This window comes from Pseudomonas sp. GD04158, assembly GCF_029834875.1.
Taxonomy (GTDB): Bacteria; Pseudomonadota; Gammaproteobacteria; order Pseudomonadales; family Pseudomonadaceae; genus Aquipseudomonas; species Aquipseudomonas hydrolytica.
The window spans coordinates 108562-127177 of sequence record NZ_JAODYT010000002.1 but is presented as its reverse complement, the minus strand read 5'-3'; the positions used below and the strand labels follow the sequence as shown (position 1 = coordinate 127177).

The 18616-nt window shown below is 65.2% G+C and carries 19 protein-coding genes; 8 read left to right on the top strand and 11 right to left on the bottom strand.

The window, feature by feature from the left end; translation table 11 throughout:
• Positions 1–197 precede the first annotated feature (197 nt).
• From N7333_RS01710 to N7333_RS01695, 4 genes are all read right to left on the bottom strand, one after another.
• Entirely contained in the window at positions 198–569 is a 372-nt protein-coding gene (locus N7333_RS01710) for a hypothetical protein (protein WP_012019196.1), read from the bottom strand.
• The gene (locus N7333_RS01705; RefSeq protein WP_279858221.1) at positions 569–1387 is read right to left on the bottom strand and encodes a putative RNA methyltransferase; all 819 of its coding nucleotides are present in this window, start codon (positions 1385–1387) and stop codon (positions 569–571) included. The genes N7333_RS01710 and N7333_RS01705 overlap by 1 nt, the downstream gene beginning before the upstream one ends.
• Positions 1384–2526 carry a succinyl-diaminopimelate desuccinylase gene (dapE, locus tag N7333_RS01700; RefSeq protein ID WP_279858219.1) on the bottom strand — a complete coding sequence of 381 codons (1143 nt, stop codon included), beginning with the start codon at positions 2524–2526 and terminating at the stop codon, positions 1384–1386. Before dapE ends, N7333_RS01705 begins: the two co-directional genes overlap by 4 nt.
• A gap of 67 nt (positions 2527–2593) precedes the next feature.
• Complete coding sequence (locus N7333_RS01695) at positions 2594–3745, bottom strand: iron-containing alcohol dehydrogenase (RefSeq protein ID WP_279858218.1); 1152 nt, start codon at positions 3743–3745, stop codon at positions 2594–2596.
• Positions 3746–3869: 124 nt separating this feature from the next.
• Here N7333_RS01695 and tcdA point away from each other — a divergent pair, with 124 nt between their 5' ends.
• The 3 genes from tcdA (at position 3870) to N7333_RS01680 (ending at position 6136) form a co-directional block, all read left to right on the top strand.
• On the top strand, positions 3870–4679 hold the full coding sequence (gene tcdA, locus N7333_RS01690; protein ID WP_003244169.1) for a tRNA cyclic N6-threonylcarbamoyladenosine(37) synthase TcdA: 810 nt from the start codon (positions 3870–3872) through the stop codon (positions 4677–4679).
• A gap of 143 nt (positions 4680–4822) precedes the next feature.
• Positions 4823–5617: a transporter substrate-binding domain-containing protein gene (locus tag N7333_RS01685; protein ID WP_279858217.1), complete on the top strand. Its 795-nt coding sequence runs from the start codon at positions 4823–4825 to the stop codon at positions 5615–5617.
• A 48-nt stretch (positions 5618–5665) separates the two neighbouring features.
• Positions 5666–6136 carry a DUF1456 family protein gene (locus N7333_RS01680; protein WP_279858215.1) on the top strand — a complete coding sequence of 157 codons (471 nt, stop codon included), beginning with the start codon at positions 5666–5668 and terminating at the stop codon, positions 6134–6136.
• Between the two features lie 69 nt (positions 6137–6205).
• On the opposite strand, the gene N7333_RS01675 is transcribed toward N7333_RS01680, so the two are convergent.
• From N7333_RS01675 to N7333_RS01660, 4 genes are all read right to left on the bottom strand, one after another.
• Entirely contained in the window at positions 6206–6619 is a 414-nt protein-coding gene (locus N7333_RS01675) for a SufE family protein (protein ID WP_279858214.1), read from the bottom strand.
• Positions 6616–7821, bottom strand: a complete 1206-nt coding sequence (locus N7333_RS01670; RefSeq protein ID WP_279858213.1) for a cysteine desulfurase — start codon at positions 7819–7821, stop codon at positions 6616–6618. The genes N7333_RS01675 and N7333_RS01670 overlap by 4 nt, the downstream gene beginning before the upstream one ends.
• 77 nt (positions 7822–7898) lie before the next feature.
• The gene (dapD, locus tag N7333_RS01665) at positions 7899–8933 is read right to left on the bottom strand and encodes a 2,3,4,5-tetrahydropyridine-2,6-dicarboxylate N-succinyltransferase (RefSeq protein ID WP_129484118.1); all 1035 of its coding nucleotides are present in this window, start codon (positions 8931–8933) and stop codon (positions 7899–7901) included.
• Between the two features lie 36 nt (positions 8934–8969).
• On the bottom strand, positions 8970–9377 hold the full coding sequence (locus N7333_RS01660) for an ArsC family reductase (protein WP_129484119.1): 408 nt from the start codon (positions 9375–9377) through the stop codon (positions 8970–8972).
• Positions 9378–9539: 162 nt separating this feature from the next.
• On the opposite strand from N7333_RS01660, the gene N7333_RS01655 reads away from it, so the two are divergent.
• Positions 9540–10232, top strand: coding sequence for a polysaccharide lyase family 7 protein (locus N7333_RS01655; RefSeq protein WP_279858212.1), 693 nt, complete (start codon positions 9540–9542; stop codon positions 10230–10232).
• Positions 10233–10267: 35 nt separating this feature from the next.
• On the opposite strand, the gene dapC is transcribed toward N7333_RS01655, so the two are convergent.
• From dapC to map, 3 genes are all read right to left on the bottom strand, one after another.
• Entirely contained in the window at positions 10268–11464 is a 1197-nt protein-coding gene (gene dapC, locus N7333_RS01650) for a succinyldiaminopimelate transaminase (protein ID WP_129484120.1), read from the bottom strand.
• A 37-nt stretch (positions 11465–11501) separates the two neighbouring features.
• Positions 11502–14201 carry a [protein-PII] uridylyltransferase gene (locus N7333_RS01645; protein ID WP_003244188.1) on the bottom strand — a complete coding sequence of 900 codons (2700 nt, stop codon included), beginning with the start codon at positions 14199–14201 and terminating at the stop codon, positions 11502–11504.
• Positions 14202–14289: 88 nt separating this feature from the next.
• Entirely contained in the window at positions 14290–15072 is a 783-nt protein-coding gene (map, locus tag N7333_RS01640) for a type I methionyl aminopeptidase (RefSeq protein WP_003244196.1), read from the bottom strand.
• Between the two features lie 316 nt (positions 15073–15388).
• On the opposite strand from map, the gene rpsB reads away from it, so the two are divergent.
• The 4 genes from rpsB (at position 15389) to frr (ending at position 18606) form a co-directional block, all read left to right on the top strand.
• The gene (rpsB, locus tag N7333_RS01635; RefSeq protein ID WP_003244198.1) at positions 15389–16132 is read left to right on the top strand and encodes a 30S ribosomal protein S2; all 744 of its coding nucleotides are present in this window, start codon (positions 15389–15391) and stop codon (positions 16130–16132) included.
• Positions 16133–16261: 129 nt separating this feature from the next.
• A complete protein-coding gene (gene tsf, locus N7333_RS01630; protein ID WP_279858209.1) occupies positions 16262–17125 on the top strand; it encodes a translation elongation factor Ts in 864 nt (287 codons plus the stop codon).
• 183 nt (positions 17126–17308) lie between these two features.
• The gene (gene pyrH, locus N7333_RS01625) at positions 17309–18052 is read left to right on the top strand and encodes a UMP kinase (RefSeq protein WP_279858208.1); all 744 of its coding nucleotides are present in this window, start codon (positions 17309–17311) and stop codon (positions 18050–18052) included.
• Entirely contained in the window at positions 18049–18606 is a 558-nt protein-coding gene (frr, locus tag N7333_RS01620; RefSeq protein ID WP_003244203.1) for a ribosome recycling factor, read from the top strand. Before pyrH ends, frr begins: the two co-directional genes overlap by 4 nt.
• Positions 18607–18616: the final 10 nt, after the last annotated feature.

Here is an 18616-nt window from a genome sequence, read left to right as displayed (position 1 = left end):
ACAAGGCCCGTCGATGACGGGCCTTGTCGTTTCTGCACGCTGTACTTTTCAGGGCGGGGGATGGCGCGGTGCGCACGGCGCACCCTACGACGATCTCGGTTTCGCCGTCGCGGTTCTGTAGCCAGATGCGGGGAAATGCCTCGGTCAGGCCTCGGATTGCATCCGGGCTACGTGCTCTCGATTCAAGGCGGCCACTTTTATTCGGTACGCCAGACGATCTCGGTTTCGCCATCGGCATCGACCTTGATCCAGCGGTCGGCTTCCTCGTCGCTTTCATCCTCCACCCAGGTGCCGGGCGCACAGCGGATCTGCACGCCGAGCGCGGCATGGGCGGCGCGGGCGCAGGCCAGGTCGTCGGCCCAGGGCGTGGCGTCGCTTTCCAGGTACAGGCTGTGCCATTTGCCCACGGCTTTCGGCAGCCAGGTCACCGGCACGTTGCCGGCCTTGCACTTGAAGGTCTGGCCTTTCTGCTGCCAGTCGCTGCACGGGCCGAGTGCCTCACCCAGCCACTGCGCCACGGCGTCGCGTTCGGCGTCTTTCAGGTAGATCTCGATATCGGGTTGGCGCATTAGATTCGTTCCTGAGTTTTGACGATCCAATCGTAGCGGATGGCGACGGTGACTTCGAAGGGGGCGGCAATCACCGCTTCGCGGCGTTCGGCGCTGGCGCGCCAGCCGTGCGGGGTCATGGCCAGCAGGTCGGCGCGGGCCTGGGCGTCGATCAGCTGCAGCGGAAACTGCAGGGTCTCGCTATGCGCCAGGTGCATGCCCGGCGGGATCAGCGCCAGGTGCTTCTCGTCGTCGTAGTCGCGCACTTCGTCATACAGCTTCTGCCGCAGCTCCATCAGGTGCACGCGGGTCGGGCCCATGCGCAGCAGGCCGCCGCCGGGGGCGAGCAGGCGCTGGGCCTCGTTCCAGTCGAGCGGGCTGAACACGCTGGCCAGCAATTCGCAGCTGGCGTCTGCGAGCGGCACACGGGCCATGCTCGCCACCAGCCAGCTCAGCTGCGGCGCGCGCTTGCAGGCGCGTTTGACCGCCTCGCGGGAGATATCCAGGGCGTAGCCGTCGGCGTTGGGCAGGGCGCGGGCGATCTGCTCGGTGTAGTAGCCCTCGCCACAGCCGATATCCAGCCAGCGCGCCGGCTCGTACTCGGCTGCCAGTGCCGCCAGGCGCGCGGCCAGCGGCGCGTAGTGACCGCCTTCGAGAAAGCGTCGGCGCGCCTCGACCATGGCGGCGTTGTCGCCGGGGTCGCGGCTGTTCTTGTGCTGCACCGGCAGCAGGTTGTAGTACCCCTGGCGCGCGCGGTCGAAGCTGTGCCGGTTGCTGCAGATCAGGCCGCTGTCACTCGGCTCCAGCGACGTCTGGCAGATGGGGCAGATCAGGCTCATGCCAGCAGTTTCACTAGGGTTCGGTAGTAAACCTCGGTGAGCAGATCGAGATCGCTGGCCAGTACGCGCTCGTTGATCTGGTGGATGGTGGCGTTGACCGGGCCGAGCTCGACCACCTGGGTGCCCAGGGTGGCGATGAAGCGACCGTCTGAGGTGCCGCCGCTGGTAGACGGCGTGGTGTCGCGACCGGTGACGTTCTTGATGCTGGCGGCCACGGCGTCGAGCAGCTCGCCCGGCTGGGTGAGGAAGGGCAGGCCGGACAGCGCCCACTCCAGGTGGTAATCCAGGCCGTGCTTGTCGAGGATGGCGGTGACGCGCTGCTGCAGGCCCTCGACGGTGGATTCGGTGGAGAAGCGGAAGTTGAACACCGCCTTCAGTTCGCCGGGGATGACGTTGGTGGCGCCGGTGCCGGAGTTGAGGTTGGACACCTGGAAGCTGGTCGGCGGGAAGTAGTCGTTGCCATGGTCCCAGTGCTCGGCGGCCAGTTCGGCCAGTGCCGGGGCAGCCAGGTGAATCGGGTTCTTCGCCAGGTGCGGGTAGGCCACGTGGCCCTGCTTGCCGTACACGGTGAGGGTGCAGCCGAGGGAGCCGCGGCGGCCGTTCTTCACCACATCACCGAGCAGGGTGGTGCTCGACGGTTCGCCGACGATGCACCAGTCCAGGCGCTCGCTGCGTTCGCGCAGGCGCTCGACCACGGCCTTGGTGCCGTGCTGGGCCGGGCCTTCCTCGTCGCTGGTGATCAGGAAACTGATGGCGCCCCTGTGGTTCGGGTGGTCGGCGACGAAGCGCTCGACGGCGACGATCATGCTCGCCAGGCTGCCTTTCATGTCCGCCGCGCCACGGCCGCAGAGCATGCCCTCTTCATCGACACGTACGTCGAACGGCTGGTACTGCCAGGCGTCCAGCGGGCCGGTGGGCACCACGTCGGTGTGGCCGGCGAAGCACAGCACCGGGCCGTCGCCACCGCGTTTGGCCCAGAAGTTCTCCACCTCTTCGATGCGCATGCGCTCCACCTCGAAGCCGCAGGCGGCCAGGCGGCGCATCATCAGTTCCTGACAGCCTTCGTCGACCGGGGTGACGGACGGGCGGCGGATCAGGTCGAAGGCAAGCTCCAGGGTCGGGGTGAGGGTTGCGGTCATTGCGGCTCCGGTACGGCGGCTGGCGTGAAGGCTGGCCATCTTAAAGCAAAAGTCGTTACCGATCAGGTCATAAGGCGCGCAGCAGGACCCGCTCGCACAGGTCCAGATCCAGTTCGCTCTGGTCGCCGGCCCCGACCAGGCCGTGGCGTTGCAGTTGTGCCAGCACCTCCGGCACCACTTCGGCATCCAGCCCGTGTTCACTCAGGCGGGTTGCCAGGCCGAGTCGGCCGAACAGTTCTGCGGTGGCGGCAATGGCGTCGTCCATGCGCTGCGCGGCGGTGCCATCGCGCAGTTGCCACACGCGCTCGGCGTATTGCAGCAGCCGGTCGCGCCTGATCTCCCGATATTCGCCGAGCAGCGCCGGCAGGATCAGCGCCAGGCTCTGCGCCGCCGTCAGGTGATACAGGGCGCCGAGCTGCTGACCGATCAGGCGAGCGCTGCGGTCGCGCGGCATGCCGTAGCCGAGCGGACCTTGCCGCGTCTGCAGCACGCACCACAGCAGCGAGGCTCGGGCGTCCTCGGCATCGGGGTTGGCCTGGGCCGCCGGGCCGGTTTCGATCAGGGTCAGCAGCAGGCTTTCGGCGTAGCGCGCCTGCAGGGGATCGGCGGGCTTCGCGGGCAGGTAATGACTGAGGGCATGATCGAAGGCCTCGACCGTGGCCTGGGCGAGCTGGCGGGCCGGCCAGTCGAGATGGGGACGGGTGTCGAGGATGGCGAAGCGCGGATGCAGCAGGGGGCTGGCGAAGGGCAGTTTCTGCTGGCGCTCGGCGTGGCTGACCAGGCCCTGCGTGTTGCCCAGGGCGCTGCCCAGAGGCAGGCTGAGCACGCAGCCCAGCGGCAGGGCTGCCCGTATCGGCGCGCCACACAGTAACTGCAACGGGTCGCCGGGGTGACAGAGAGCGGCGGCGAGGAATTTGCCGGCATGAATCAGCGCATCGCCACCGATGCTGAGGATGAAATCGCAGCGCTCCTTGCTGGCCTGGCTGACCGCGCGCAGCAGGGTGTCGTACTGCGGGTTGGCCTCCACCGCGCCGAAGCGGCTGAGGCTGACGTCCGGCAGGCTGCGTTGCACTTCATCCCACAGGCCGCTCTGCAGGATGCCGGCGCCGCCGTGCAGGGCGAATACGCGGCTGCCCGGTGGGATTTCCTCGCTCAGGCGGCTGAGCTGGCCTGAACCGAAATGCAGGCGGGTAGGGTTGTAGACGCTGAAATTGCGCATGGTCGACGCCTCACTGCTGCGCTCACTATAGCTCTGGCCAGCGCGGCCGACGGTTGACCTGCCCGGCGGGCTTGGGTGGGGCGGAGGCTGTCCCTATAATGCGCGCCTTCCTGCAGGGGGTGAGATGAACACAGACGATCAGCGATTCGGCGGCATAGCCCGGCTTTACGGCCAGGAGGGCTATCAACGCCTGGCCGCGGCGCATGTGGCGGTGGTCGGCATCGGCGGTGTCGGTTCCTGGGCTGCCGAAGCCCTGGCGCGCAGCGGTGTGGGCGAGATATCGCTGTTCGATCTGGACGACGTGTGCATCACCAACACCAATCGCCAGGTGCACGCGGTGGAAGGTGCGGTGGGCAAGGCCAAGGTGGACGAGATGGCCGCGCGCATCCGCGCCATCAACCCGGCCTGCGTGGTGCATGCGGTGGCCGATTTCGTCACCCGCGAGACCATGGCCGAATACATCACCGAACAGCTCGACGGGGTGATCGACTGCATCGACAGCGTCCCGGCCAAGGCCGCGCTGATCGCCTGGTGCAAGCGGCGCAAGATCCAGATCGTCACCACCGGCGGCGCCGGTGGCCAGGTCGACCCCACGCAGATACAGGTCACCGACCTCAACAAGACGTTCAACGATCCGCTGGCGGCCAAGGTGCGCAGCACCCTGCGCCGCGACTACGGCTTCTCGCGCACGCCGGGGCGCACCTACAGCGTGCCCTGCGTGTTCTCCACCGAACAGCTGCGCTACCCCAAGCCCGACGGCACGGTGTGCCAGGCCAAGGGCTTCGTCGGTGAAGGGGTGAAGCTGGACTGCGCCGGTGGTTTCGGCGCGGTGATGATGGTGACCGCCAGTTTCGGTATGGCCGCGGCGGCCAAACTGGTGGACAAGCTGGTGGCCGGCGCGCGGCGCCCCAGCGAGCGCAAGCCCGCCGGTTGAGCAGGCCCGGCTGCGGCCGCTTGGCTATGCTTGGGGCGGGAGAGGTTGGAATGGCGGCACGGATGCTCGTACTGCAGTCTGTATAGAGGTGACTCGTGTCGTATCTGAATTTGCGCGCCCGTGTTCAAAGGCGCTGGGCACGGATGCTCGCTTCCCTCCTGCTGCCGGCCTTGCTGGCGGTCATGCTGCCGACGCAGGCCGAGCCTAAGACACTGCGCATCGGCACCGGCGACTGGGCACCTTATGTCGATCAGGGGCGCAGCGACGGCGGCGCCCTGGCACGCCTGATCAGCGCGGTATTCGCCGAGTCCGGCTACCGCGTCGAGTACTTCTTCCATCCCTGGGATCGCAATGTGCTGATGCTGCAGCAGGGCCAACTGCACGCCATCATGCCCTACAGCTGCAGCCCCAGTCGGCTCAACTACGGTGTCTGCAGCGACCCGCTGGTGCGCGGTGAGGTGGTGTTGTTCCACCGTCGCGACAAGGCTTTCGACTGGCAGCATGTCGAGGACCTGCTGCGCTACCGCATCGGCACCACGCTCGGCTATTCCTACGGCCCCGCATTCGACGAGGCATTGCAGGCCGGAAGCCTGCAGGTGGAGCTCAGCGGCAAGGAGGAGACCAGCTTCCGCCTGCTGGAGCTCGGGCGCATCGACCTGCACCCGCAGGACCGGGCGGTGGGCTATGCCATGCTGCGTCGTCTGTTCCCCGATGGCGGCAGCCATATCACCCATCACCCGCGCTTTTTGAACAAGGAACCGTTGCGCCTGCTGTTTCGCAAGGACGACCCCGCAGCAGCCGAGCTGCTGCATCAGTTCAATGCCGGCCTGCGCCGTTTCGCCGGGCGAGGCGATCTGCAGAGCCTGCAGCAGGCGCTCAACTCCGGCAACGCCGACGATTGGCTGCCCGGCGCGCCGAGCCAGGCAGCGCGGGAGTGAGCGTCTTTTCCGCTATCATCCGGGTCCCTCATTTACCGAGTCGCGACCGTGCTCAATAACGATGTGCTGCGCAGCCTGCGCTACCTGCTCGATGTCAGCGATGGCAAGTTGGAGGAGTTCTGCCGCTTGGCGGACTATGTGCCGGAGCCAGGCCTGATTTCGGCCTGCCTGTTGCGCGAGGAAGACGCCGGTTACCGGTCATGCAGCGACGTGCTGCTGGCCCATGTGCTCGAGGGGCTGGTGTTCCACAAGCGCGGCAAGGACGACAGCCGTCCGCGCCTGCCGGTGGAAAAGCGCCTGAGCAACAACCTCATCCTGAAGAAGCTGCGCGTGGCGTTCGAGCTGCGCGACGACGATATCCAGACCATCCTGCAATCGGTTGACCTGCCGATGACCAAGGCCGAACTCGGCGCCCTGTTTCGCGCGCCCGGGCACAAGCATTACCGCGAATGCGGCGACCAGATCCTGCGCAACTTCCTGCGTGGGCTGACGCTGCGCGAGCGGGGCAAGAGCGACTAGCGGCCAGACTCTCGGGGGAGCAGGTTCGTGCTCTCCTTAGGGGCCTCAGCGGCTCCCATCGGCAATGGTTCAGGACGCAGCCAGCTCTCGCATGCGCTGCAGCACCGCATTGAGCCCATTGCTGCGTGACGGCGAGAGCTGGCGTTGCAGGCCCAACTGCTCGAACCAGCCGACCAGATCGAGCCTGGCCAGCTCATCGCTGCCGAGCCCATCGACTCTGGCCAGCAGCACGGCCAGCAGGCCGCGTAGCAGGCGGGCTTCGCTGCCGGCGCGGAAATGCCAGATGCCATCCTGTTTCTCTGCCACCAGCCAGACCAGGCTTTCGCAGCCGTGCACGCGGTGTTCGTCGATGCGCTCGGCGTCGGTCAGCGGTTGCAGGCGCTCGCCCCACTGCATCAGCAGGCGTGCGCGCTGCTCCCAGCCGGGGCAGGCATTGAAGGCCTCCAGCGCTTGCTGAGCGGTGCCGGGCAGGTTATCCGTCATTGCAGCAGCTCTAGGGCCTTGTCCAGCGCCGCGAAGAAGCGCTGCAGGTCGTCGCCGTCGTTGTACAGGCCGAGCGACACGCGGATCGCGCCGGACAGGCCGAGGCCCTTCATCAGCGGCATGGCGCAGTGATGACCGGCACGCACGGCGATGCCCTGTTCGCTCAGCAGATGGGCCAGGTCGGCGTTGTGCACGCCGTCGACGCAGAAACTGGCCAGTGCCAGCTGCGGCGCGCCGAGCAGGCGCACGCCGTCGCGCGCCGCCAGGCCGGCCAGCAGTTCGGCATGCAGTGCGGCTTCATGCCGCGCCACGGCGGCCTGATCGAGGCCGTTCAGCCAGTCCAGCGCCGCGCCCAGGGCGATCACCGCCGAGACCGGTGGGGTGCCCGCCTCGAAACCCAGCGGAGCGGGGCGAAAGCGCGCGCTCTGGTAGTCGGCGTCCAGCACCATCTCGCCGCCGAACTGCCAGTGACGCAGCTGCGTCAGCGCCGCGCCACGGCCATAGAGCAGGCCGACGCCGTCCGGGCCGTAAAGCTTGTGCGCCGAGCAGACGTAGAAGTCACAGCCCAGCGCCTGCATGTCGTGGCGGCCATGCACCGCACCCTGGGCGCCGTCGACCACGCTGATGGCGCCTTGCGCGCGGGCCAGTGCCAGCAGCTCGGCCAGCGGCAGCCAGCGGCCGAGCACGTTGGACAGCTGCGACACCGCCAGCAGGCGGGCGCGCGGACCGATCAGCTGGGCGGCCTGGCTCAGGTCGATGCTGCCCGTATCGTCCAGCGGCAGCACCACGAGCTGCAAGCCGCGACGCTGGGCCAGCTGCTGCCAGGGCAGCAGATTGGCATGGTGCTCCAGGGCGCTGACGACGATCTCGTCGCCGGGCTGCAGCAGATGCTCCAGGCCGTAGGCCAGCAGGTTCAGGGCTTCGGTCGAGCCGCGGGTGAAGAGAATCTCATCGCGGCTGGCGGCATTCAGCCAGGCCGCCGCCTTGTCCCGCGTCGCCTCGAAGGCGCGGGTGGCGCGTTCGCCCGGCAGGTGCTGGGCGCGATGCACGTTGGCCGCGCCGCCGGCCAGATAGCCGAGCAGGGCATCGAGCACCGCCTGCGGTTTCTGGGCGGTGGCGGCGCTGTCCAGGTAGGTCTGGCCCTCGCCTGCGAGGGCGAGGATGCCGGGGAAGTCGGCGCGCCAGGGGGAAGTCAGTGACATAGGAGCCTATCCGTAGGGTGCGCCGTGCGCACCGGGTCGCACATGGACGGGTGGCGCACACGGCGCACCCTACTGGATCAGTTGTGGGCGTGCAGGGCTTCGTTCAGCTCGATGGCCGACTTGTGGGTTTTGCACTCCACCGCGCCGGTCTGCGAGTTGCGGCGGAACAGCAGGTCCGGCTGACCGGCCAGTTCGCGCGCCTTGACCACTTTCACCAGTTGGTTCTGGTCGTCGAGCAGGGCCACCTTGGTGCCGGCGGTGACGTACAGGCCCGATTCCACGGTGTTGCGGTCGCCCAGGGGGATGCCGATGCCGGCGTTGGCGCCGATCAGGCAGCCTTCGCCGACCGAGATGACGATGTTGCCGCCGCCGGACAGGGTGCCCATGGTCGAGCAGCCGCCGCCCAGGTCCGAGCCCTTGCCGACGAACACGCCCGCGGAGACGCGGCCTTCGATCATGCCCGGGCCTGCCGTGCCGGCGTTGAAGTTGACGAAGCCTTCGTGCATCACGGTGGTGCCTTCACCGATATAGGCGCCCAGACGGATGCGCGCGCTGTCGGCGATGCGCACGCCGGCCGGCACCACGTAGTCGGTCATCTTGGGGAATTTGTCCACCGAGAACACTTCCAGCAGTTCGCCCTTCAGACGTGCCTCCAGCTGACGCTCGGCCAGCTCGGTCAGGTCGACCGCGCCCTGGCTGGTCCAGGCGACGTTGGGTAGCAGCGGGAAGATGCCGGTCAGGTTCAGGCCGTGCGGCTTGACCAGGCGATGCGACAGCAGGTGCAGCTTGAGGTAGGCCTCCGGAGTGGTGGTCAGCGCGCTGTCTTCGGCCAGGAAGGTTGCCACCAGCGGATTGTGGCTCTCGGCCAGGCGGGTGAGCAGGGCAGCCTGGGCAGCGTCGACGCCCTTGAGGGCATCGGCCAGTTCGCCGGCCTGGGCGCTGGTGAAGGCGATGGCCTGGTTGCCGCCCTGGTAACCGAGAATGGCGGCGGCCTTGTCGCTCAGCTCCGCTGCCGGATTGAGCAGGGGCAGGGCATAGAAGACTTCCAGCCAGTTGCCCTGGCGGTTCTGGGTGCCGACGCCGAAGGCGATGCTGAAGAGGGAGGTGCTCATAGGTGGGTTCCTTGCAACGAAATCGAGGGTAAAGAATCAGGCCAATGCGGCTTGGTAGTTATCCGGTTTGAAGCCGACCAGGGTGCGATCGCCGAGATCGAGCACCGGGCGCTTGATCATCGAGGGCTGGGCCAGCATCAGCTCGATGGCCTTGGCCTGATCGAGGCCGGCCTTCTGCTCGTCGGTGAGCTTGCGGAAGGTGGTGCCGGCGCGGTTGAGAATGGTCTCCCAGCCGTGCTCGTCGCACCATTTCTGCAGGCTCGCGCGGTCGATGCCGGCGGTCTTGTAGTCGTGGAAGTCGTAGGCGATGCCGTGCTCGTCCAGCCAGGTGCGGGCTTTCTTCATGGTGTCGCAGGCCTTGATGCCGTAGAGGTGGATCGCGCTCACGTGATGCTCCGGTTCATCGGTGGTTGGTCGCAGAGAGCGGCAATTATGCCATGACATTGTGCCGGACGACGGATTCCCACCTGGCAGTTGTCCTCGTCGCCGTTCGTCGCAGGGCAGTCAAGAAATGTGCGCCCTTACCGTTACGCCTGATAGTCACATTCGCTTCACCGGGTTGGTGGAGCGTACTCCGTTGGCTTGCACGTTTTACCTGGATGCAAGGTGCGCAAGCCGCCCGCAGTGGTCATCATCATGATCGATCTGAATACCTGGAATCTGACCATTCCTGAGCAAGTGCCTGCCCGTACCATCGAAACCCGCCTGGTGAAAGCCGACTACCGCAGCCCGTACTTCTACCGTTCCGGAACCACCCTGTTGTTCTGGGCGCCGGTGACCGGTACCAGCACCTCCAACAGCCCCTATCCGCGCAGCGAGCTGCGCGAGACCTTTGCCGATGGCAAGCAGCGCAACTGGTTGTACAAAGAGGGCAATCACCGCCTGGCGGCGTCCCTGGCAGTCACTCAGGTTCCCTCCAGCGGCAAGATAGTGATCGGTCAGGTGCATTCCAAGGACAATCCCACGCCCTATATCAAGCTGCAGTACCAACTCGTGCAGGGTGTCGGCTATGTGAACCTGGAGCTGCGCAGAAAACCCGGCGACATCAAGAGTCCGGTGGTGATGACCTACCGCAGCATGCCGCTCAACACCCGCTTCAACTATGCGATCGACATCTCTCGCAAGGGGGACCTGAAGGTGTCGATAGACGGTCTGACCTACACGGACAAGATCGACCCAGCCTGGGCCAGCAAGCGTTTCTACTTCAAGGCAGGCGTCTACACCCTGGATAACCAGGGCCCGCCCAGCGAAGGCGGGCGCGCGGTCTTCCACCAGCTGCGCGCGACCCACGTCAAATGAGGGCCGCGGCCGAACGTTCGGCCGCGGCTTGGCAGTCAGGCGTTTTCGATGAAGCGGCGAATGCGCTCGGCGGCCTCGATGCACTCGGCCAGCGGCGCGACCAGCGCCATGCGCACGCGGCCGGCGCCCGGGTTGATGCCATTCACCTCGCGTGACAGGTAGGAGCCCGGCACCACGGTGACGTGCTCGGCGGCGAACAGTTCGCGGGTGAACAGGGTGTCGTCGCCCGGGGTGCGCGCCCACAGGTAGAAGCCGCCGTCCGGGCGCTGCACGTCCATCACGGGCGCGAGGATATCCAGCACGGCGTCGAACTTCTCGCGGTACAGGTCGCGGTTGGCGCGCACGTGATCCTCGTCGTTCCAGGCGGCGACGCTGGCCAGCTGGGTCTGCACCGGCATGGCGCAGCCGTGGTAGGTGCGATACAGCAAGAAGGCCTTGAGAATCGCGGCGTCGCCGGCGACGAAGCCCGAGCGCAGGCCCGGCAGGTTGGAGCGCTTGGACAGGCTGTGGAACACCACGCAGCGCGCAAAGTCGCTGCGGCCCAGTTCGGCGCAGGCGCTGAGCAGGCCGGGCGGTGGCGCATCCTCATCGAAGTACAGCTCGCTGTAGCATTCGTCGGCGGCGATGATGAAGTCGTGCTTGTCGGCCAGGGCGATCAGTTTCTTCAGCGTCTCCACCGGGATCAGCGCGCCGGTGGGGTTGCCCGGCGAGCACAGGAAGAGAATCTGGCAGCGCTGCCAGACTTCGCTCGGCACCGCGTCGAAGTCCGGGTTGAAGCCATGGGCTTCCAGGCACGGCAGGTAGTGCGGCTCGGCGCCGGCGAGGAACGCCGCACCTTCGTAGATCTGATAGAAGGGATTGGGGCTGACCACCAGGCCCTTGTCATTGCGGTCGACCACGGCCTGGGTGAAGGCGAACAGGGCCTCGCGGGTGCCGTTGACCGGCAGCACGTGGCGCGCGGCATCCAGCCAGCCAGTTGGCACGCCGAAGCGGCGTTCGCACCAGGCGGCGATGCTCTGGCGCAGCTCGGGCAGGCCCAGGGTGGTCGGGTACACGGCGAGCTTGTCGAGGTTGGCGGTCAGCGCCTGGCCGACGAAGTCGGGCGAGCGGTGCTTGGGCTCGCCAATGGACAGGGCGATGGGACGCTTGTCGGCGGCCGGCTGCACGCTGCCGAGCAGTTCGCGCAGTTTCTCGAAGGGGTAGGGCTGGAGCTGGTCGAGGGCTGGGTTCATCGTTATCTCGCGTACATCGGAAGGCGGGGCGGCTCAATCATATGTCGATCTGCAGGCTCTGCGGCTGAGCGCTGGGCTCGGACAGGCGGCGGACGATGGTTTCCTGCAGGCGTGCACAGAGTTCGGGATCGGACAGCGGCTGGTTGTTGGCATCGGTGACGAAGAACACGTCTTCGACCCGTTCGCCCAGGGTGGCGATCTTGGCGTTCTGCAGCGACAGGTCGTATTCGAGGAAGATCCGCCCGATGCGTGCCAGCAGGCCGGGGCGGTCCGGTGCGGTCAGCTCGAGAATGGTCACCGGGCGCTGCGCATCGTTGTGGATGGTCACCTGCGGGGCGAAGGCGAAGTGCTTGAGCTGGCGCGGCACCCGACGCTGGATGATGGTGGGGTACTCGTCCGGGTTCTTCAGCGCTTCGATCAGGCCTTCGCGAATCTGCTTGATGCGCGCGGGGTTGTCGCCGATCGAGCCGCCGTCGGCGTCCAGCACCACGTAGGTATCGAGGGTGAACTGGCTGGTGGAGGTGATGATGCGCGCATCGTGAATGTTCAGGTTGAGCTGGCTCATCGCGGCCACGGTCACGGCGAAGAAATCGTGCTGGTCCGGGGCGTAGATGAAGATCTGCGTACCGCCCTCGAACTCGCGCTGGGTGGTTTCCTTGATCAGCACCAGCGGGCCGCTGTCGGCCGGGTGCTGGAGAATGGCCTCGGTATGCCAGGCCACGTCGTTGGCGGTATGGCGCAGGAAGTAGTCGTCGCCGAGCTGGCTCCACAGCTGTTCGGCGTCGTCCGGGTCGGTGCCACCGCGCACCAGGATGTCCAGCGCCGCACTCTGCGTCTGGCGAATCTGTTCTTCGCGATCCAGCGGGTTTTCCAGGCCGCGGCGCAGCGCACGCTTGGTCTCGGTGTAGAGCTGGCGCAGCAGGCTGGCGCGCCAGGAGTTCCACAGGCTCGGGTTGGTGGCGTTGATGTCGGCCACGGTCAGCACGTAGAGGTAGTCCAGGTGGGTCTGGTCGCCGACGAACTGGGCGAAGTCGTGGATCACCTGCGGGTCGGACAGGTCCTTGCGCTGCGCGGTGGTGGACATCACCAGGTGGTGCTGCACCAGCCAGACGATCAGGGCGCTGTCCCAGGCCGGCAGCTGATGCCGGCGGGCGAAGGCTTCGGCGTCCACCGCGCCCAGCTCGGAGTGGTCGCCGCCGCGGCCCTTGCCGATGTCGTGGTAGAGCCCGGCAAGGTAGATCAGCTCGGGCTTGGGCAGTCGGTCGATGAGCTTGCTGGCCAGCGGGAACTTCTCCGCCAGCTCCGGCCAGCGGAACTTGCGCAGGTGCTTGATCAGGTTGAGGGTGTGCGCATCGACCGTATAGATGTGGAACAGGTCGTGCTGCATCTGCCCGACGATATGGCCGAACTCCGGCAGGTAGCGGCCGAGGATGCCGTAGCGGTTCATGCGGCGCAGGTTGCGGTGGATGCCTTCCTTGCACTTGAACAGCTCGATGAACAGGCTGGTGTTGCGGATGTCCTTGCGGAAGTCGTCGTCGATCAGGTGGCGGCTGTCGCGCAGCAGGCGAATGCTGTCGGCGCGTACGCCCTTGATCTCGGGGTTCTGCGCCATCAGCACGAAGACTTCGAGGATGGCGAAGGGGGTGCGCTTGAAGACGTTCGGGTGGGTCACCTCGATATAGCCGTCGCGCACCTGGAAGCGGCTGTTCAGCGGTGTGGCCGGGCCGCTTTCGCCGGCGCGCAGGATGACTTCCTCGAAGTGCTGGTTGATCAGGTCCGACAGCTCGGAAATGCCCATGACCACGCGGTAGTACTTCTGCATGAAGTGCTCGATGCTGCGCTTGCCGTCGCCGTCCTGATAGCCGAACAGGGCGGCGATCCGGGCCTGGTAGTCGAACAGCAGGCGGTCTTCGGCGCGCCCAGCGAGCATGTGCAGGGCGTAGCGCACCTTCCACAGGAACTCCTGGCTGGAGGAGAGCAGGGCGTATTCGCTTTCCAGCAGAAAGCCCTGGCCCACCAGGGCCTGCAGGTTGAGGGTGCCGAACTGGCGGCGAGCGACCCAGAGCACGGTCTGGATGTCGCGCAGCCCGCCGGGTGAGCCTTTGACGTTGGGCTCGAGGTTGTACTCGGTGTCGTTGTACTTGGCGTGGCGCGCCTTGCGCTCCTCGCGCTTGGCCAGATAGAAGTGCTTGCTCGGCCACATCTGTTCGCTGCTGGTCACCTGCTGCATGCGCTGGCGCAGATGTTCCGGGCCGGCGATGGTGCGGCTTTCCATCAGGTTGGTGATCACCGTCAGGTCGGCGCGTGCTTCTTCGGCGCATTCGTCGACCGAACGCACGCTCTGGCCCACTTCCAGGCCGATGTCCCAGAGCAGGGTGAGAAAGCCTTCGATGGGCTCGCGGAAGATTTCATGATCGCTGCTGTCGAGCAGGATCAGCAGATCGATATCCGAGTAGGGGTGCAGTTCGCCGCGGCCATAACCGCCGACGGCGAGCAGGGCGATATCGGCGTCCTCGCTCCAGGCGAAGCGTTTCCAGGCTTCCTGCAGGATCTGGTCGACGAACCAGGCGCGGTCCTCCACCAGACGGCGGATGTCGCGGCCGCCCTTGAAGCGCGCATCGAGCACCTCGCGGGCATGGCGGATGGCCTTCTTGAAGGCGGCGATGGGGCTGGACTTGAGCGCCAGCTCGGCCTGGAACTGACCGCGGTCAAACAGTTCGGGGTCCATCTGCGGCATGCAGGCGCCTTCCTCTTAAAGGTTCGTAGGGTGCGCCATGCGCACCACAAGCTTCAATGGTGCGCACGGCGCACCCTACGGATCGCGGTCAGGCCGAGGTGCGCGGCAGGGTATCGTCGCTGCGCAGGGTCAGGATCTCGTAGCCGTTGGCGGTGACCAGCACGGTGTGCTCCCACTGCGCCGACAGCTTGCGGTCCTTGGTAATGGCGGTCCAGCCATCGCCGAGCAGACGGGTTTCCGGGCGTCCCTGGTTGATCATCGGCTCGATGGTGAAGGTCATGCCTTCCTTGAGTTCCATGCCGGTACCGGCCTTGCCGTAGTGCAGCACCTGCGGCTCTTCATGGAACACGGCGCCGATGCCGTGGCCGCAGTATTCGCGCACCACGGAAAAACCGTTCTTCTCGGCGTGCTTCTGGATCACTTCGCCGATATCGCCCAGGCGCGTGCCCGGTTTGACCAGCTCGATACCTTTATACATGCACTCCTGGGTGATCCTGGCCAGACGCTCGGCCCACTCCGCCACCTTGCCGACCATGAACATCTTGCTGGTGTCGCCGTGGTAGCCATCCTTGATCACGGTGACGTCGATGTTCAGCACGTCGCCCTCTTTCAGCGGCTTGTCGTTGGGGATGCCATGACACACCACATGGTTGATCGAGGTGCAGATCGACTTGGGGAAGCCCTTGTAGTTGAGCGGCGCGGGAATGGCTTTCTGTACGTTGACGATGTAGTCGTGACAGATGCGGTCCAGCTCGTCGGTAGTGACGCCAGGCTTGACGTGCTCGCCGATCATCTCCAGCACTTCGGCGGCCAGGCGACCGGCGACGCGCATTTTCTCGATTTCTTCGGGGGATTTGATGGTGACGGACATATGAAGCTCTCGGGCGCGAACGGAAAAGGGGAGTATCTTAGCAGCTACGAGCCGCAAGCCCCAAAAGGCAGCTGCAAGCCCCTGGCGTCGGGAAGTGCGCGCAGCGTCGCGTGCTTTGGCAGAGAAGCTTTGTCTGTGCTTGCAGTGCGAGGCTTGTAGCTTGCGGCTGCTTTGTGTGGTATAAAACGCGCCGCTTTACGGGCAGCATGCCCGAAAGCCTTAAACCCACACACGTATCGACACGGTTTCCTGGGTGCCCGTAAGGGTTGGAAGCTGGGATACGTGGAGGCCTAACCCGACTTATCAAGGAACTATCATGTCCCAAGTCAACATGCGCGATATGCTGAAGGCCGGTGTGCACTTCGGCCACCAGACCCGTTACTGGAACCCGAAAATGGGCAAGTACATTTTCGGCGCGCGCAACAAGATTCACATCATCAACCTCGAAAAAACCCTGCCTATGTTCAACGACGCCCTGTCGTTCGTTGAGAAGCTGGCTGCTGGCAAGAACAAGATCCTGTTCGTCGGCACCAAGCGTTCCGCTGGCAAGATCGTTCGCGAAGAAGCTGCTCGTTGCGGCTCGCCGTTCGTCGATCACCGCTGGCTGGGCGGCATGCTGACCAACTACAAGACCATCCGTGCTTCGATCAAGCGCCTGCGCGAGCTGGAAACCCAGTCCCAGGACGGCACCTTTGCCAAGCTGACCAAGAAAGAAGCCCTGATGCGCTCCCGTGATCTGGAAAAACTGGATCGCAGCCTGGGCGGCATCAAGGACATGGGCGGTCTGCCGGACGCGCTGTTCGTGATCGACGTCGACCACGAGCGCATCGCCATCACCGAAGCCAACAAGCTGGGCATTCCGGTCATCGGCGTTGTCGATACCAACAGCAGCCCGGAAGGTGTTGACTACATCATCCCGGGTAACGACGACGCCATCCGCGCCATCCAGCTGTACATGGGTGCCATGGCCGACGCCGTGATCCGTGGTCGCAGCAACGCTGGCGGCGCGACTGAAGAGTTCGTCGAAGAAGCTCCGGCTGCCGAGAGCGCCGAAGGCTAAGCGGTAACGCCAAGCATTTAGCGTTATGCGCTGTGCAAGAAGGGGGCTAGGCCCCCTTTTTGCCACTCACAGATTTGATCGCCCGCCTGGCGGGTGAATGGTTGAAGACCTACCGAGAGGATTTTCAAGATGGCAGAGATTACTGCAGCCCTGGTTAAAGAACTGCGCGAGCGTACCGGCCAAGGCATGATGGAATGCAAGAAGGCCCTGGTTGCCGCCGGTGGCGACATCGAGAAAGCCATTGATGACATGCGCGCTTCCGGTGCCATCAAGGCTGCCAAGAAGGCCGGCAACATCGCCGCCGAAGGCTCCATCGCCGTTCGTGTCGAAGGCGGCCGCGGCGTGATCATCGAAGTCAACTCGCAGACCGACTTCCTGGCCCTGCAGGACGACTTCAAGGCGTTCGTCAAGGAAAGCATCGACGAAGCCTTCGAGAAGAACCTGACCGAAGCTGCTCCGCTGATCGCTTCCCGTGAGTCGGCTCGTGAGGCCCTGGTTGCCAAGTGCGGCGAGAACGTCAACATCCGTCGTCTGACCGCCGTTTCCGGCGAAACCGTCGGTGCCTACCTGCACGGCCACCGCATCGGTGTTCTGGTCGTCCTGAAGGGCGGCAACGACGAGCTGGCCAAGCACGTTGCCATGCACGTCGCCGCAAGCAACCCGGCCGTGGTATCGCCGGACCAGGTTTCCGAAGAGCTGGTTGCCAAGGAAAAGGAAATCTTCCTGCAGCTGAACGCCGAGAAGATCGCCGGCAAGCCGGAAAACATCGTCGAGAACATGGTCAGAGGCCGTATCGCCAAGTTCCTGGCCGAAGCCAGCCTGGTCGAGCAAGCCTTCATCATGGATCCGGAAGTCAAGGTCGGTGACCTGGTCAAGAAAGCCGGTGCCGAAGTCGTTTCCTTCGTACGTTACGAAGTGGGCGAAGGCATCGAGAAGGCCGAGACCGACTTCGCTGCCGAAGTCGCTGCTCAGGTTGCTGCCAGCAAGCAGTAATCGGCAGTTCGGCCAGTTGTCCCCGAGAGGCTGCCCGCTTGCGCGTGCAGCCTCTTTGCCGACTAAGGGGTGCAAAAGCAGTAGCGGCCGCGATCGCAGCGGTCGTTGGCACGATCGAAGTGCCGGATAATCGCGATGCCTGGCATCGCAAAAGCATTCATATCGCCGCAGGAGAGACTTGCAATGGCTCAGCAGACGAGTGGTCGCCAACCTCGCTACAAACGCATTCTGCTCAAACTCAGCGGCGAGGCCCTGATGGGCTCGGAAGATTTCGGCATCGATCCCAAGGTGCTCGATCGCATGGCCCTGGAAGTCGGCCAGCTGGTCGGCATCGGTGTGCAGGTCGGCCTGGTCATCGGCGGCGGCAACCTGTTCCGCGGTGCGGCCCTTTCGGCGGCCGGCATGGACCGAGTCACCGGTGACCACATGGGCATGCTGGCCACGGTGATGAACGCCCTGGCCATGCGCGACGCGCTGGAGCGTTCGAATATCCCCGCCATCGTCATGTCGGCGATCTCCATGGTCGGCGTGACCGATCATTACGACCGCCGCAAGGCCATGCGTCACCTGAATACCGGCGAGGTGGTGATCTTCGCTGCCGGTACCGGCAATCCGTTCTTTACTACCGATTCGGCTGCCTGCCTGCGCGCCATCGAGATCGATGCCGACGTGGTTCTGAAGGCGACCAAGGTCGATGGCGTGTACACTGCCGACCCGTTCAAGGACCCGCATGCCGAGAAGTTCGAGCGGCTGACCTATGACGAGGTGCTCGATCGCAAGCTGGGCGTGATGGATCTGACGGCCATCTGCCTGTGCCGCGATCACAACATGCCGCTGCGGGTCTTCAACATGAACAAGCCGGGCGCTCTGCTCAATGTAGTGGTGGGCGGCGCCGAAGGAACCCTGATCGAGGAGGATGCACAATGATCAACGACATCAAGAAAGACGCTCAGGAGCGTATGGGCAAATCCCTGGAAGCGCTGGATCGTAACCTGGCTTCCATCCGTACCGGCCGCGCTCACCCGAGCATTCTCGACAGCGTCAAGGTGCCGGCCTGGGGTAGCGACATGCCGCTGAATCAGGTCGCTGCGATCACCGTTGAAGATGCTCGTACTCTGAAGATCGTCGCTCACGACAAGAACCTCAGCGCTGCCATCGAGAAGGCCATCATGACCTCCGATCTGGGCCTGAACCCGAGCAGCGCCGGCACCACCATCCGCGTGCCGATGCCCGCGCTGACCGAGGAAACCCGCAAGGGCTACACCAAGCAGGCGCGTGGCGTGGCCGAAGATGCCAAGGTCGCCGTGCGCAACGTGCGCCGCGACGCCCTGGCCGAGCTGAAGAAGCTGGCCAAGGCCAAGGAGATCAGCGAAGACGAAGAGCGTCGTGCTGCTGACGAGCTGCAGAAGATCACCGACAAGTTCATCGCTGATGTCGACAAGGCCCTGGAGGTCAAGGAAGCGGACCTGATGGCCGTTTGACGGTACAGGC

Excerpts from the sequence above, each read along its gene's own strand:
- dapD (WP_129484118.1), bottom strand. The coding sequence starts at position 8,933 with ATGAGCACCTCCCTCTTCAGCATCGCCTTCGGCGTCGGCACCCAGAAC.
- tsf (WP_279858209.1), top strand. The coding sequence starts at position 16,262 with ATGGCAGAGATTACTGCAGCCCTGGTTAAAGAACTGCGCGAGCGTACC.
- N7333_RS01645 (WP_003244188.1), bottom strand. The coding sequence starts at position 14,201 with ATGCCGCAGATGGACCCCGAACTGTTTGACCGCGGTCAGTTCCAGGCC.
- N7333_RS01695 (WP_279858218.1), bottom strand. The coding sequence starts at position 3,745 with ATGCGCAATTTCAGCGTCTACAACCCTACCCGCCTGCATTTCGGTTCA.
- pyrH (WP_279858208.1), top strand. The coding sequence starts at position 17,309 with ATGGCTCAGCAGACGAGTGGTCGCCAACCTCGCTACAAACGCATTCTG.
- tcdA (WP_003244169.1), top strand. The coding sequence starts at position 3,870 with ATGAACACAGACGATCAGCGATTCGGCGGCATAGCCCGGCTTTACGGC.
- N7333_RS01710 (WP_012019196.1), bottom strand. The coding sequence starts at position 569 with ATGCGCCAACCCGATATCGAGATCTACCTGAAAGACGCCGAACGCGAC.
- dapC (WP_129484120.1), bottom strand. The coding sequence starts at position 11,464 with ATGAACCCAGCCCTCGACCAGCTCCAGCCCTACCCCTTCGAGAAACTG.
- N7333_RS01705 (WP_279858221.1), bottom strand. The coding sequence starts at position 1,387 with ATGAGCCTGATCTGCCCCATCTGCCAGACGTCGCTGGAGCCGAGTGAC.
- dapE (WP_279858219.1), bottom strand. The coding sequence starts at position 2,526 with ATGACCGCAACCCTCACCCCGACCCTGGAGCTTGCCTTCGACCTGATC.
- N7333_RS01660 (WP_129484119.1), bottom strand. The coding sequence starts at position 9,377 with ATGTCATGGCATAATTGCCGCTCTCTGCGACCAACCACCGATGAACCG.
- N7333_RS01670 (WP_279858213.1), bottom strand. The coding sequence starts at position 7,821 with ATGTCACTGACTTCCCCCTGGCGCGCCGACTTCCCCGGCATCCTCGCC.
- N7333_RS01685 (WP_279858217.1), top strand. The coding sequence starts at position 4,823 with ATGCTCGCTTCCCTCCTGCTGCCGGCCTTGCTGGCGGTCATGCTGCCG.
- map (WP_003244196.1), bottom strand. The coding sequence starts at position 15,072 with ATGTCCGTCACCATCAAATCCCCCGAAGAAATCGAGAAAATGCGCGTC.
- rpsB (WP_003244198.1), top strand. The coding sequence starts at position 15,389 with ATGTCCCAAGTCAACATGCGCGATATGCTGAAGGCCGGTGTGCACTTC.
- N7333_RS01675 (WP_279858214.1), bottom strand. The coding sequence starts at position 6,619 with ATGACGGATAACCTGCCCGGCACCGCTCAGCAAGCGCTGGAGGCCTTC.
- frr (WP_003244203.1), top strand. The coding sequence starts at position 18,049 with ATGATCAACGACATCAAGAAAGACGCTCAGGAGCGTATGGGCAAATCC.